Annotated in this window: 9 protein-coding genes and 1 pseudogene; 4 read left to right on the top strand and 6 right to left on the bottom strand. The window is 62.9% G+C overall.

Features of this window, described 5'->3' with window-relative positions:
- Positions 1 to 24 precede the first annotated feature (24 nt).
- A complete protein-coding gene (locus tag H7K34_RS25970) occupies positions 25 to 876 on the top strand; it encodes a hypothetical protein (protein WP_264064909.1) in 852 nt (283 codons plus the stop codon).
- On the opposite strand, the gene H7K34_RS25975 is transcribed toward H7K34_RS25970, so the two are convergent.
- The 4 genes from H7K34_RS25975 to H7K34_RS25990 all read right to left on the bottom strand — a co-directional run bounded on the left by H7K34_RS25975 (position 869) and on the right by H7K34_RS25990 (position 7,721).
- Positions 869 to 1,804 carry a TIGR03564 family F420-dependent LLM class oxidoreductase gene (locus tag H7K34_RS25975; protein ID WP_264064910.1) on the bottom strand — a complete coding sequence of 312 codons (936 nt, stop codon included), beginning with the start codon at positions 1,802 to 1,804 and terminating at the stop codon, positions 869 to 871. The genes H7K34_RS25970 and H7K34_RS25975 overlap by 8 nt on opposite strands.
- A gap of 26 nt (positions 1,805 to 1,830) precedes the next feature.
- Positions 1,831 to 5,340, bottom strand: coding sequence for a carboxylic acid reductase (car, locus tag H7K34_RS25980; protein WP_264065036.1), 3,510 nt, complete (start codon positions 5,338 to 5,340; stop codon positions 1,831 to 1,833).
- 132 nt (positions 5,341 to 5,472) lie between these two features.
- Complete coding sequence (locus H7K34_RS25985) at positions 5,473 to 6,522, bottom strand: alkene reductase (RefSeq protein ID WP_264065038.1); 1,050 nt, start codon at positions 6,520 to 6,522, stop codon at positions 5,473 to 5,475.
- Positions 6,523 to 6,800: 278 nt separating this feature from the next.
- On the bottom strand, positions 6,801 to 7,721 hold the full coding sequence (locus tag H7K34_RS25990) for a TIGR03619 family F420-dependent LLM class oxidoreductase (protein WP_264064911.1): 921 nt from the start codon (positions 7,719 to 7,721) through the stop codon (positions 6,801 to 6,803).
- A gap of 209 nt (positions 7,722 to 7,930) precedes the next feature.
- On the opposite strand from H7K34_RS25990, the gene H7K34_RS25995 reads away from it, so the two are divergent.
- Positions 7,931 to 8,542 carry a PadR family transcriptional regulator gene (locus tag H7K34_RS25995; RefSeq protein WP_264065039.1) on the top strand — a complete coding sequence of 204 codons (612 nt, stop codon included), beginning with the start codon at positions 7,931 to 7,933 and terminating at the stop codon, positions 8,540 to 8,542.
- A gap of 113 nt (positions 8,543 to 8,655) precedes the next feature.
- Here the strand turns inward: H7K34_RS25995 and H7K34_RS26000 are convergent.
- A pseudogene (locus tag H7K34_RS26000) lies at positions 8,656 to 10,147 on the bottom strand (3-ketosteroid-delta-1-dehydrogenase); the annotation flags it as partial.
- A 188-nt stretch (positions 10,148 to 10,335) separates the two neighbouring features.
- On the opposite strand from H7K34_RS26000, the gene H7K34_RS26005 reads away from it, so the two are divergent.
- Complete coding sequence (locus H7K34_RS26005; RefSeq protein WP_264065040.1) at positions 10,336 to 11,466, top strand: 3-ketosteroid-9-alpha-hydroxylase subunit A; 1,131 nt, start codon at positions 10,336 to 10,338, stop codon at positions 11,464 to 11,466.
- Positions 11,466 to 11,750 carry a ferredoxin gene (locus H7K34_RS26010; protein ID WP_264064912.1) on the top strand — a complete coding sequence of 95 codons (285 nt, stop codon included), beginning with the start codon at positions 11,466 to 11,468 and terminating at the stop codon, positions 11,748 to 11,750. Before H7K34_RS26005 ends, H7K34_RS26010 begins: the two co-directional genes overlap by 1 nt.
- Positions 11,751 to 12,314: 564 nt before the next feature.
- Here H7K34_RS26010 and H7K34_RS27020 read toward each other — a convergent pair.
- Entirely contained in the window at positions 12,315 to 13,634 is a 1,320-nt protein-coding gene (locus tag H7K34_RS27020; RefSeq protein ID WP_372510878.1) for a hypothetical protein, read from the bottom strand.
- Positions 13,635 to 14,110 lie beyond the last annotated feature (476 nt).

The following is a 14,110-nucleotide window of genomic DNA, read 5'->3' on the forward strand; positions in this document are numbered from 1 at the left end:
GACCGCCATTCGCGCGGTGGACAGATGGTCGAGTTAGAGCAGGCGGTGCGCCCTCGGGTGCGCGCCGTGCTCCGTACGGTGGCGCGTGCGTCGGCACCGCGTCCCACCGCGGCCAAATATGCCGCCAAGGATTTGCGCCGAGACCTATGGCCGGCTGTGGTCGCGGAAATCCGCTGGGCGTTCACTTCGCCGCGCACCTGGCTGATGGGCGTGGTGGCCAACTTGGTCTTCGCCGTGGGGTGGTTGGTGGTGCAGCCACTAACGCTGGGCCGCCACCAGGACTGGGTAGTACTGGTCGGAACCTACTTCTCATCGTGGATCCTCGCCGATGTCACTACCACCAACCTGTTCGGTGCCGATCACTATCGCGTCGTTCAGGCTGTGTCCGACGGGGTGCCGTTCTGGCGGGTGCTGTTGATCAAGAACCTGGCCCTGCTGGTGATCGTCGGACTGCCGACCTTGGTGACGGCGATGGTGTTGACCCTTTGGCTGGAAACCCCGGCGCGCCTGGCTATTACGATTCCCACGGTCGCGGTGCCCATCGTGTCCTGGCTCGGGGTGGGCAACGTGTTCTCGGTGCTTCACCCGGTCAGCGTCGAGCCGTTGCTACGGCGGTGGCGGCAGCGCGGCGATCGTCGCCGCACCCGCGGCTGGATCGGCGCGCTGACGCTGCCCTACGCGCTGTACTACTTCGCCGACCCGATGAACGGCGTTGAGCATCAGTTGTTGTGGACAAAACTACCCGCGCTGGTCTGGCCGGTGTTCGGCCGCGACACCAAAAGCTTTGTGCACCTTGCCATCGCGCTATTGGTGTGGGCGACCGGAAGCGTCGCGGCGGTGCTCTGGGTGCACAAACGAGGCCTGCGGATCAGATGACCGGCCGGTCGGCGACCTTCCGCAACAACGCCCGGGTTCGGGTAACGGTTTCTTCGTCACCGAACGGAAACGCCGCGAATTCGTCGACACCGGCGCTGCGTATCTCGTCGATGCGGTTGGCGACGGTGGCTTCGTCGCCGACCAGCGTGATCTCCTCGGGGCCGGTGATGCCTTCCCGCTCGAACATCGCGCGATACGACGGCAGGGTGCTGTAGTACGCGAATTCTTCGGCCGCGCGGGCCCTGGCGCCGTCCGCGTCATCCGTGACACAGACAGGCAGACTGGCCAATACCGTGACCGCGCCCTCGGGGCGGCCGGCCGCGGCCGCTGCGTCGCGCAGGGTGGGGACGATGTGATTCGCCAGCGTCTTGGGCCCGGTCATCCAGGTGATTGTTCCGGCGGTGCGGCGGGCCGCCACGCGCAGCATCTGCGGACCCAGCGCGGCGATATAGAGCGGTGGGGGCGTGACGCCGGATATTCGCAGCGAGCCACCAGTCGTCACCATCTCGCCGATCGCATGGGCTTCCTCACCGGCGAGCAGCGGTTGCACACCGTCCAGATACTCGTTCATACGCCGGACCGGCCTTTCCCACGGGATGCCCCACAAGTCCTGGCTGAAAGTCGGGTGAGCTAACCCAAGGCCGATTTTGAACCGCCCACCGGATAGTGCGCTGAGGGTCAGCGCGCGCTGGGCGGTCAGCATGGGGTGTGCGACCTGGATGGGCAGCACTCCCACACCCAACTCGATACCCGGCACCTCGCGGAATGCGAGAGCCTGCACCGTCAGTAGATCTGGCTCCCATGGAAGTTGGGCCGTCCACATGCGAGCGAAGCCCTCTGCGGCGACGCGCGAAACCAGCTCGATATAGCTGTCCGCCACCGCGCGCGGGTCGCCGTCTCCGAGCATGCTGAGAATTGTGATGTCCATGGATATCCTCTCTCCGGGTCCGACGCTCAGCCGAGTAAGGACAGCTGGCGCAAGTCGTCGGCGTATTTGTCGATCAACTCCGCGGAGATGTGCGGGATGTCGTTGTCCGGCCCGACCTCGCCCGCGCGCACCGCGGTGTGGAATGCCGCGGTCGGTGCGGCCGCGCCTCGGAGTGGCTTTTCCGGCTTGCGGAACGCGTGCAGCAGCGGGAGGATCGACTGCTGACGTTGCCGCTCAGGCAATCCCGTCAGCGCGGTCTGGAACCGGGCCAGCCAATCGTCGTAATCAGCGATGCGCTGGATCTTGTTGCCGGCCCGAATCAGCCAGTCCACGAACACATCCAGAGAAACGCCGTCGTCGTACGGGTTCATCACGTCGAACGAGCTGTAGCCTTCGGTGACCCTGGAGCCGATCGTGGTGATCGCCTCGGCGATGAAGTCGACCGGCAGGCCGTCGTAGTGCGCGCGAGCCCGGCTGCCCACGCCCTCGCGTTCGTAAAACGAATGCGGGGCAATGCCGGTCACCAGCAAGCTGAAGATCAGCCGGGTGAACATGTCTGGCACATTGAGCTGCCCACGGTATCGGGTGTGCGCGAGGATCATGTCGGACCGGAACACCGCGACCGGCAGTCCGCACACGTCGTTGGCTTCCCGGAGCAGCACCTCACCGGCCCACTTGCTGTTTGCATAGCCGTTGGCGTAGTCGTCGTTGAGTGGGCGATTGGGGCTCACCTGCCGGATGTCGCCGTCCTCCTGGAATTGGCCTTGCGGCACGGTCATTGCTACAGCGATGGTGGACAAGTAGGTGATGGGCTTGATGTGAGTGGTGATTGCCAACCGGATAAGTTCTGCGGTCCCAACAACATTCGGCCCGAACAGCTGACTGTAAGGCAGCACATGGTTGACCAGTGCGGCCGGGTGCACGATCACATCGACGGTGTCGGCGAGCCGTTGCCAGGTTGCGGGGTCCAGCCCTAGATTTAGGTCGGCGATATCGCCCGGCAGCACCTCGAGGTGTAGGGCGGAAAGCTCGCGGAACCGGTTCAGCAGCTCGGGATCGCCCCTGTCGAACGCCGCCTCCAGTCGTGTCCTGGCCTCCTTGGCGTCGCTGCCGCGGACGATAGTGACCAGCTTTCCGCCCCGCTTGGCGAGTCGTTCCAGCCACTCGAGGGTCAAGAATCGCCCGAGCCATCCGTTCGCGCCGGTCAGCAGAACGGTATGCGGCGCGCCGGTGATGTGCGGCAATGACGGTGCGGTGGCTAATGTTTGGGCGTCCACGAACTTGTCCAACGTCAGGTCAGCGGCTGCAATACCCCTCGCGTCTTGCCCGTGAACAGTACTGAAAGTCGGGCGTTGGATGCCAGTACCGCGCTGAGTCTCGATGTAGTCGGCGATTTTCCCGATGCTGTTAGCCGGGCTGGTGATCACCGAAACTGGAACCTCGACGCGGAAGATCTCCTCGAGCAGGTGCGAGAAGGTCAACGCGGACAACGAATCTCCACCGAGGTCGGTGAAATGCGCCTCGGGGCCGGCGGCAGAGGTGCCGAGCAGGGCGCGGCATGCTCCGGCCAGTGTCTCTACCACGGGTCGGTCGGCAGCAGTCTCGCGTAGCACCCGGATCTCGTCGACCTGCGCGGCCGCAATTTCGGTGTACAGCTCCTCAAGGCGTTCGCCGTAGCGCTCCTTCAGTCTGGGGCGCAGTTGCTTACCCAAGCCGGAGAGCAATCCGTTCACGTCGGTGAAAGGTTTCGTTTCCAGGATGAAGTCGACGGGCACTTCGTACGACTGCAGCTGCGCGGCCGCGGCACTCTGCTGAAGCGACTGATGTATCGCCGCTTTCAATGCCGGACTGTTGCCGTATTCGGCCAGCGCTTCGGGAGTGGGCACAATGACAGCGAGCAGACTGGGCCGTTCGCTGTTGCCGTACACGAAGATCTGTTGCACCAGTGGAGCCCCGGCGTAGATGGACTCCAGATTCGTCACCGCGACGAACTCGCCCTGAGCAAGCTTGAGGACGTTGTTGCGGCGATCGACGTAGACGAGATGGTCGGCTTCGATTTCTGCCATCACGTCGCCGGTCTTGTAGAAGCCGTCTTCGTCGAAAACCTCGGCGGTGATGTCCGGTCGCTTGTAGTAGCCCGGCGTCATCGTGTCCGTCTTGACGAGCAATTCCCCACGCGGATACGGCCGGTCGGTGAGGAAGTAGCCGAGCTCCGGGACGTCGACCAGCTTGTAATCGATGACCCGCTTGCGACTGATCACGCCGTCTCGGGCCAGGATGCCGGTCTCGGTCAGACCGTAGCCGTCCACGATGTGCGCACCCAGCGTCCAATCCAGGAATGTCTTCATCTCTGCGGCCAGCGGAGCGCTGCCGACGAAACCGCCAAGCACCCGGCCGCCCAAGACATGCTCACGCACCTCGGTCGCCGCGTCCTGCTCCGCGGTTGCGGGATCTGCCCCCTCCGCGATCCCGCGATCAACCGCGCCGCGGTAGTGCTGGTACAGCATCTCCACTACGCGGGGAACCACTCCGAGTTCGGTGGGCCGCACCAATGCCCAGTCTTCGAACAGGGTGGACAGATCGGACTCGGGGACGAAATAGTTGGTACCGCCGGCGATGAATGCCGATGCTACTGGCAGTCGGCCGCCGAGGTGGTTCAGCGGCATGAAATTCACGTTGAGCACTGGCATGCCGGGGTTGAGGAAGAACCCTGACGTCCACACCCTGGCGATCGTTCGCTCGGTGTACATGGCTCCCTTGGGCGTCCCGGTGCTACCGGAGGTGTACATGATCATGGCCAGGCGCTCATCGCTGCCCTCGGTGAAGGCCGGGCCGGCGGACCGTTGTTGGCCGCGCTCCACGACGTCGTCGACCGTGCTGACGACAACCTGAGCCCCCCTGCCCTGCAAGCGAATACGGCTCTGTTCGAAGTTCTCCCGCTGCTCGTCGACCTCGGGGTGGTAGTCGAACACCATCAGCTGCCGTAACGACGAGCTGGTCAGCACGGACTCCACGGCCAGGTCGAGATACTCGGCGCTGACCGCCACGATCTTCGGCTCGCATTCCTCGATGATCGGGCGGAGTCTGGTCACCGGAGCGTTGTGTTGCAGCGGGACGGTCACCAATCCGAGATATGCACACACCATGTCGACGACCAGATAATCGGCGCTGGAGAATCCGACGGTCGCGACGACATCCCCAGGCGTGACCGGGTTCTCGGGGTCATGGTGCCAGGCACTGGCGATGGCACGCACTCGGTCCCAAACGTCTCGGTAGCTGATGGTCTCGAAACGCGGCCGCAGCTGCGCGGACGTGCGGCCATCGGCGTCGGTGACCATTTCGCGGGTGCGCTGCCCGAGAGCTGGGCGATCGGCATAGCCCTCGACGATCGTCTCGAACACCTCAACGAGCCGCAGGCCGGGTGTGCAGGCCGCCTCGACCACCTCCGGAACGGGGGCCGCCGCGCGAAATTGGGGATCCTTGTCGAACAACTCGGCCACCCGCTGCGCCGCCCGCTCATCTCGGTCGTCGCCCATCTCGGCCAGTTGCGTGCCGTGCAGTGATCCGCTCGTCATGGTGTGTCCTTCCATCTTTATCTGTTCTTCGAACCAGAACACCGCCCGGACGACAACGGGGTGGCCCCACTTGGATGTGACCTTCGTTACTCGTCAGCGCCAGGATGGGTAATCCGTATAACCCTGTGCGCCACCGGTGTAGAGAAATTCGTTTCGTGGCGCATTGAGTTGTGCCCCGTAGGTCCATCGCCGCACTAAATCCGGATTCGCCAGATATGCGCGGCCAACGGTCACGGCGTCCGCGGTGCCGGTCTTGACGAAATCGACGGCTTGCTCACGGGAGGTCGTCTTTCCGAACCCGCCGTTGAGCAACAGGCGGTCCGGCCATCGACGACGCAGCCACGAGTAGATGGGCCGTTCGGGTGGGACTCGCGCATGCAGATACGCCAATCCCAATTCGCGGGCGTTCTTGGCGAGAATCAAATGCGCTTCGAGGTCCGGTTCGTGGATGTCGTTCTCCGGATTGCCCGGAGATATGCGCAACCCCAAGCGTTCGGGGCCGATCACATCGGCGACCGCGCCAATGACCTCGGTCGGAAATCGGGCGCGATCCTGAGCAGACCCGCCGTAGGCGTCACGCCGGTAATTCGCGTCGTAGGACAGAAATTGACTCAACAGGTAGCCGTTCGCGGCATTGATCTCAACGCCGTCTGCCCCGGCCGCTCGCGCGCGACACGCTGCGGCGACGAAATCAGAAATCACCGAACCTATTTCGTGGACGGTCAGTTCGTGCGGAGTGACAAAGGGCTTCTCCCCAGCGGCGGTGTGAACCGTGCCGGCGGGCCTGATCGCCGACGCTGCGACGGGCTGTTGGCCGCCAAGGATTTCGGGATGGGACATGCGGCCAGAATGCATGAGCTGCACCACAATTCGGCCACCCGCTGCGTGGACGGCTTCCGCGACCCGTGCCCATCCGGCTTGCTGTGCGTCAGTGTGCACACCGGGCTGTTTGGGGTACGCCTGGCCCCGCGCCGAAGGGAACGTGCCCTCGGTGATGATCAGTCCCGCAGTTGCCCGCTGCGCATAGTAATCAGCCATCAGCTTGGTCGGCACGCCGTCGTCCGCGGCGCGGGTGCGCGTCATGGGCGCCATCAGAATCCGGTTCGGTGCGTACATCGCGCCCAGTTGAATTGGAGCGAGCAAACGATGGCCGGGAGCTAACAGGCGCGGCGGTAGCGCGGAGCCGGCCGGGTGCGATGTGCACAGATGTTGCGATCGACCGGCAACAGCGAATCTTCGAGCCACGATTGTCCGCACCTTTCGTCCGGGAGTTGACCGCCACGACACGGACGTGGGCGTTGCCCGTAAGACCGTGCGGACAACTCCATGGTGTCGTTGACATACCGCCAGGGCTACGACACGTGTCCTATCGCATAGAAGGCTTTTCCTCTTACGCGGCGACGGCCCGTGGGCGGAGGCAGCTAACCGACGTTGGGTTTGATCTCTTCAATAACCCACTGCGCGTAATCGAGATATTCGTCGACGCCGCCGACAGCGGGAATCGGTACGGCGCTGACCGTCACACCCTGCTCGGCGAGCCAATTCAAACGGTCGATGATTTGCTGGATGCTCATGCCCGGTCGGTCGCCCGAGCCCCTGCGGATCACGTGCCCCTCGCCGACCCGATTGGTGCCCATGCCGTGCATCACGTCGAAAGGCCGACCGTCATAGCCGGGCTGGGCCTTGATGTAGTCCAGCTTTTCGGCGATCTGCTCGGGAGTTGTCAGAAACGGCCACCACCCGGATGCGTATTTGGCCGCTCTGCGCAGCGCCGCATCGGCGTCGCCGCCGACCCAGATCGGGAGGTGAGGCTGCTGAACGGGCTTCGGTTCGAATGCGATGTTGTCGAATGACACATAGCGGCCATCGAACTGCGGCGTGTCGCTGGTCCACAATTCGACGATCGCCGCCAGGTATTCGTCGGCGATGCGGCCCCGCTCGTGAAACGGCACGCGCAAGAGTTCGAACTCCCGCGCCAGCCAACCGACCCCGAAGGTGACCACCATTCGGCCTCCACTCATCCAGTCGGCGGTCGCCAGTGCCTTGGCCAGGACGATCGGATGCTGCAGCGGCAGGATAGTGACGCAGGAATTGATGGCGATGTGTTCGGTGGCCCCGGCGATATGGGCCTGAGCGACCGTTGAGTGCAGATAGTGCGGCCCGGACAATTCGACATGCTCGGCGGGAATGACGAGATGCTCGGGGATGGCAATCATGTCGTAGCCCCAGCGGTCGGCACATTTCGCCATTCGCGTTTGGTCGGGTCCGGTGACCGTTGGTTCCCAGGACTGCATCGTTGCCTTGAGGCGGAGCATATGCGGCAGAGGGAAGACGAATTTCACGCAGGGACTCCTTATCAGGCGCGGCCGACAAGGAAATCAAAGCTCACTGCGCAGTGGCCGTTACCCTGAATCGCCCACATTGCGGTGTCCCGGCCAGCGGTCAGTGCCGCTCAATCGGGTCTTCGGGTTGTTAACCTGGCGACGTGGCGGAGAGCAGTGAAAAGCCGGTGAAAGGGGCGCTTGCGGCGACCAGCTGGGCGCTGCTTGGCATGCTGTCCTATGAAGAGGAAGTCTCCGGCTACGACCTGAAGAAGTGGATCGACTGGAGCGTCGACCTCTACTACTGGAGCCCCTCGTACAGCCAGATCTACACCGAGCTGAAGAAGTTGGAAGGCCTGGGTTTGGCCACGTCTCGCGTCGAGCATGATGAGGGCACCCGCAGCCGCCGGCTCTACAAGATCACCAAGGCCGGCATGGACGCGGTCACCGACTGGGCCACTGACGCACCCGTGGATCCGCCGGTGCTCAAACACAGCGTGCTGATGCGGATGACGTTGGGGCATCTGAGTAATCCGGCCCGGCTCAAGGAAGTGCTGCAGGAGTACGTGGCCTACACCGAGTCCTGCCACCGCAAGGCACTCGAGGACGCCGAGGGAGCCGAAGCCGAACCCGCCTGGGCGTACTCGGTGATCGCGTTGCGCTGGGCGGCCAAGTACTACGCCGCCGAGCGTGAGTTCGCGCTGGAGATGATGAAGGACATCGACGAGGCCGACCGCATATTGCAGACGGCACCAAAGGGTAGTTCCGGCAAACCGCGCACCACGCCCGGCTATTGGCGCGAGGTCGAAAAGCAGGTCGAGGCCAAGCGCGAAGCCGATTAGTCGGCGCCGGCCGCATCCCGGGCCGCGATGTAGCCGTACACGAGTCCCTGCGCGATCGTTGCGCCCGCACCCGGATAAGTCGTGCCGAATGCGTTGGCGGCGGTGTTGCCGATCGCATACAGCCCGTTGATCACGGTCCCGTCCTCGCGCAGCACCCGAGCCCGGTGGTCGGCTGTCAATCCGCCGCAGGTGCCCAGGTCGCTGAGCACCATCGCAACGGCGTAGAACGGACCTTTGATCAGGGCGCGCAGGTTGGGGTTCGGGGAGATCGTCGGGTCGCCGTAGTAGCGGTCGTAGGCGCTGTCGCCCCGGCCAAAGTCGGGATCATCTCCGGCTGAGGCGTTTTGGTTGAACCGCGTGACCGTTTCGGTGAAGTCCGGAACCGGCAGGCCGATCCGAGCGCCCAGTTCGGCGAAGTTATCGGCGCGCACCGCAATGCCCGCGTCATACCACGTCTGTGGGATACGCATCCGCGGAAATAGTTGGGCACCAAAGACATAGCTGTTGCGATACTGCTGATCGAAGATGATCCACATCGTTTCGGCCGGGCTGCCTGACCGCTCCAGCTCGAGCAAGCGCTGGCCGAACGACATGTAGTCCGACGACTCGTTGGCGAATCGGCGACCGTGCTGGTTCACGATCAGACTGCCCGGAAGCGATCGTTCGGCCAGCATCACGGCCGGCGCCTCGCCCGGGAGCGGCGCGATGGCCGGAAACCACCACGCCTGGTCCATCAGATCGATGTTGCCGCCGATTTCTTGCCCGGCGCGGATCCCGTCGCCGGTGTTGGTCGCCGCACCAAGGCTGAGATTGCTACCCAGCGACTCGGACTGAAATTTCCATCGCATGTCTATGCTGTGGTCGAAACCGCCGGTGGCCAGCACGACGCCGCGTCGAGCCGCGATCGTCACCTCGCGGCCGGCGTGCGCCACGAGCGCGCCGCGCACCGTCGCCGTCGAGGCGCAGCAGGGTGGTGTCCGTCCACACTGGGATACCGGCGCGCAGCACACCCGCGAACAGGCCGGCCGCCAGGCCCTGGCCGCCCGCGGCGTAGCGCCGGCCCAGCATCCGACCGCCCACGCCTTGCGCGATCCGTTTGGCGAACGTCGGAATTCCCTTGCGCGGTACCCGCGCCACCAGATTCATCCAGCGGTAGTCGGCACCCGTCGTCGGCACCGGAACGCTGACCTCCATCAAACCGGGCTCCAACCGGGTGCGGTAGACGCCCAGAAGCGACGTGTCGAACGGCTGACATTCACAGGTGCGGCCCGCCGCGCTGCCACCGGGCTCCTCAGGGTGATAGTCGGAATAGTCGCGCGCCCAAAAGAATCGCAGAGGCGTGTTTCGTCGCAGCATGCCGACCGTCGCGGACACATGCGTCAGGAATGCCGTCGAGCGCTGCTGGGGTGCCGAGTCCGCAACCACCGAATGGAGGTAGGTGGCGGCCCGCTCCTGTGTATCGCCGGCGCCGGCCTCGGCGAGCACCGGCCCCGCGGGCAGCCACAGCGCGCCGCCGGACCGCGCGGTCGAGCCGCCCACGTGCGACGCCTTCTCCACGACCAGTACCGACAGCCCGAGTTCGTGGGCGGCCAGCGCCGCGGCCATCCCGGTGCCCGAGCCCACGACAAGCAGGTCGACGATGGTGTCGGTGACGGGAAGTCCGGCGGGGATCGTCGCGCTGTGCAGTGCCACGCCGAGCACCGTATGCCCGGGCCGCGTGACGCAGGAATAGCCGTCCTGATGAGTGGAACAATGCGACCCAAAGGCGCGTCCCCGGGAGTTCGATCATGCGCATGCATGACACCGACGACGTTCGGCTCATTGAGGCCCAGGCCGCACCGACCCGGTTTGCCCGCGGCTGGCATTGCCTGGGATTGATCAGAGATTTCGGCGACGGCAAACCGCACGCGATCAACGCCTTCGGTCAGAAGCTGGTGGTTTTCCGAAGCGGCGACGGCAAGATCAACGTCCTCGACAGCTACTGCCGGCACATGGGCGGCGACCTGTCCCAGGGCGAGGTGAAGGGCGACGAGATCGCCTGTCCATTCCACGCCTGGCGCTGGGGTGGTGACGGGCGATGCAAGCAGGTGCCGTACGCCCGACGAGCACCCAGGCTGGCCCGCACGGCGACCTGGACCACGCTGGAGCAGGACGGCATGTTGTTCGTCTGGAACGACCCGGAGCGCAAACCACCGCCGCCGGAGGTCACGATCCCGCATATCGAGGGAGCTACCAGCGATGAGTGGACCGACTGGCACTGGTACACCACGGTCGTGGGCACCAGCAATTGCCGTGAAATCATCGACAACGTCGTGGATATGGCGCACTTCTTCTATATCCACGGCGCGTTGCCGACTTACTTCAAAAACATCTTCGAGGGACACATCGCGACGCAGTACATGAACGGCGAAGGCCGACCCGACATGGGCAGCACCGAAGGCGCCAAGATGCTGGGCAATACCTCAATGGCGTCGTACTATGGCCCGTCGTTCATGATCGACGACCTGACCTACCACTACGAGTATGGCGACGCGCAGTCGATCCTGATCAATTGCCACTATCCGATCGACTCGAATTCCTTTGTGCTGCAATACGGCATCATCGTCAAGAAATCGGAGGCGTTGCCCGGCGATGAGGCCATGAGAACCGCAATCCAACTGGGTGATTACGTCAAGCTGGGTTTCGAGCAGGACGTCGAGATCTGGCGGCACAAGGCTCGTATCGACAACCCGCTGCTGGTCGAGGAGGACGGTCCGGTCTATCAACTGCGACGCTGGTATCAGCAGTTCTACGTCGACGCCGGGGACGTGCAGCCGGATATGGTGGACCGCTTCGAGTTCGAGCTGGACACCGCACGCCCCTATGAGGCGTGGATGAAAGAGGTCGAGGCGAACATGGCTGCCCACCCAGCCGGCTCGGTGTGATGGCAGCCGATTCGCCTGCGCGGACGGACAATCGGCTCGACGCGATGCCGATGATGCCCGTGGCATGTCGCAGCTGCGGAGCGCGTGTGCTGGTGCGCAAGAGCACCTGGAGCCAAACCAGCGTGCAGTGGAATGCCGATGCGACGGACCGGTGCACCGAGCGCGCCGGAGCTCAGAAGGTGTCGGCGCACGCCGACCGGGGTGTGTTCCTGGTGTGTTCGGCGCTGCGCGAGTCGATCCTCGACGCGGTGCGCCACGGCGAGCTTTCTATCGTCGACGAATAGGTACGTGGATTATCTCGGCGCCGGGGGGCGTTGGGCGGCAAGCACATTCGCCCGCTCCGCCATCGCCGCTCACGCGTCGCTCGGGCACGGCCCCGGGCTGGGGATTACGCGCGAAACGCAGCAAGATCATCATCGCTACCCCGGCGAATCTGCTGATGTCGCTGCGCAACGTCACCTACATGTGGCAGCAGACCTTGCGGGAAATGCCGAGCAGATAGCGCAAGGCGGTCGAGAACCTCAACAAAACGGGCGGCTCCTGCGGAGCCCACTACTGCGAAGCCCAGTACTTTCCGGTATCCGAAAGGTCGCCGAACTGCGTCGACGCCACATTGGAAGATTGAATGCAGCGTTCGGGCACTCCCGTTCCCGGGCACTGCCGGCTGGTGCCGCAGGCCGCCTGTCGAGGTCGCCGCGGACGGCCTACATCGGTCCGGTACCGCCATGGCCTACCGGCACTGTCAGGAGCTATGTGTGCTGTTGGACTTGCGTGCCGAGTAGACGAGTAAAGGTGCGAATATATTCTCACGCACCACTCCTTGTACCGGTCCCTATCGACCCTTTTGGTTAATCGAATATCAAAACATCATCGAGATCGAGCAGCGGTTCAGACCCCCAGCACTTGAGGAATCCGCACTCGGTGTACACAGTGGCTGATTTAGACTCATAGTCTTTACCGGTATTGCTGTCTCGAAGAACGTACAGGACATCGTAATACTGCCGCTTTCTGCGCGGTGTGGGAAGCGTCTCACGTCCGGCATTGGATGGCGTAAGCCAAGTCCACGACGCCGCTGGCGGCTTGGACTTGATGCGGATAGAGAGATAATATCCATTAGGTGCGGTTACCGAGCCATCCCACATAACCCAAGCGCCTTTAAACCATGCCGCATCAGACGACACGCCCCTGGGGGCAGGAATGGAACCAGGAATCGGTTCAGCCCTAGTGCACATTGCGTCGTTTACATCTCTTTTCCTTCTTTTATCATGACCGTATTCGTAGTTTCCACTGCAAAATATCCCTGCTCTGAACCATCGATTAGGATTGCGAGGATTCCGAAACCCGAATGACGGGGTAGGTTCATTGTCGCGGAGCGTTCTACGCTCAATCGGATAGGGGTCCGGGTTGGCGTCGGCGGCCAACCATCGATTGAATCGCGGATTAGACACCCCACTGTCGAATTCAAAAGATAGCTGCCCGCCCCTCAGGGTCACCGGAACAGCTGATTCTATCCACTCCGGCCCAACATCTCCATAAGAGACCCATTCCGCCTGGTACTCAAAACTTCGCAATGTATTTCGCGCCTCGTTCCGAACTGCCCGGTCAGCGGACCAGCTAGCCCTCTCCAGACTGCGTCTCACCGAGTGAAATGAGCGAGTCGGCCGGATCGTGTATAACCACACCCGCTCTGTGCCTTGCAGGCTACGAGAAGCATGTTCGCGGTAATAGTCACGACTTGTGGTCGTGGCTACGAACATGCTGTCCCCTGATTGAAACGGTGGAATTCTGGTGCTTCTGCCATTGAGGTGATCGAGAAGGTTTCCATTTCTTCCTAGCGTTTCGAATCCCGTGTCGAAAATGCCAAGCGTGTCTGTATCTGTACTCGTGTGGGGCGGTCGTCTATCTATTCTGTAAACGCAGGTGGGTACCCCGTCCCTGGCGGCGCATCGTCCAGTGGGGGGATTTTGCACGAAATCTTCCGGCATCAGCGGATTAACTAGAGCTTTCTGATCGTCAAGCCTGGACGTCAGTTTCGTTACTGTCCAGTTCAGCTGATCGGCTTTCGGTGTGGCACTCGCCTCGGCTGAGGAGATTTCTCCGAATATGATCGTAATTGCAGACGTAATAGGAATTAAGCTTTGTCGGGATAGGAAAGCTAAATTGAACATCGTCCTCCATAACTCGATAAGCACGCCGAATCGATATTCTTGCTATCGTATGATGCCATACGAGCGTCGGGCTACTGCGTCACGCGTTTATATCGAAAAGGAGTCGAATCGGTACTGGTCACATCCGCGGCGGAGGCAGACATGAGCGGGGTTTAATTCGGATCAGCTATAACACATCCGGAAGGTTCCGAGTGCAACAGCAGATGAAATCCATTTCAAATTGATAGGCGAGGTAGGCCAACCCGGTTACCTCGGTCAATGAGGGACTCAAGACCGACTCTGCCGCCAGGCCTGTCTTAGCAACCGTCTGGAGTACAGCCGATGCAGCTGAAACCTTGATCGGAGTGTGTTCCTCGAACAGCTCGGCCGCGCCTCGGCAGGAAAACCTGGCCCGTGCCGGCGCCGGATCGGTGTCGTTACCGGCTACCGGGGAGCCTTCCGATCGGTGAGACACAGCGGGCCGTTGTCCCTCAGAG

Source organism: Mycobacterium montefiorense (assembly GCF_025823255.1).
Classification (GTDB): Bacteria; Actinomycetota; Actinomycetes; order Mycobacteriales; family Mycobacteriaceae; genus Mycobacterium; species Mycobacterium montefiorense.

Excerpts from the sequence above, each read along its gene's own strand:
- H7K34_RS25995 (WP_264065039.1), top strand. The coding sequence starts at position 7,931 with ATGCTGTCCTATGAAGAGGAAGTCTCCGGCTACGACCTGAAGAAGTGG.
- H7K34_RS26005 (WP_264065040.1), top strand. The coding sequence starts at position 10,336 with ATGCATGACACCGACGACGTTCGGCTCATTGAGGCCCAGGCCGCACCG.
- car (WP_264065036.1), bottom strand. The coding sequence starts at position 5,340 with ATGGGCGACGACCGAGATGAGCGGGCGGCGCAGCGGGTGGCCGAGTTG.
- H7K34_RS25975 (WP_264064910.1), bottom strand. The coding sequence starts at position 1,804 with ATGGACATCACAATTCTCAGCATGCTCGGAGACGGCGACCCGCGCGCG.
- H7K34_RS27020 (WP_372510878.1), bottom strand. The coding sequence starts at position 13,634 with ATGTTCAATTTAGCTTTCCTATCCCGACAAAGCTTAATTCCTATTACG.
- H7K34_RS25970 (WP_264064909.1), top strand. The coding sequence starts at position 25 with ATGGTCGAGTTAGAGCAGGCGGTGCGCCCTCGGGTGCGCGCCGTGCTC.
- H7K34_RS26010 (WP_264064912.1), top strand. The coding sequence starts at position 11,466 with ATGGCAGCCGATTCGCCTGCGCGGACGGACAATCGGCTCGACGCGATG.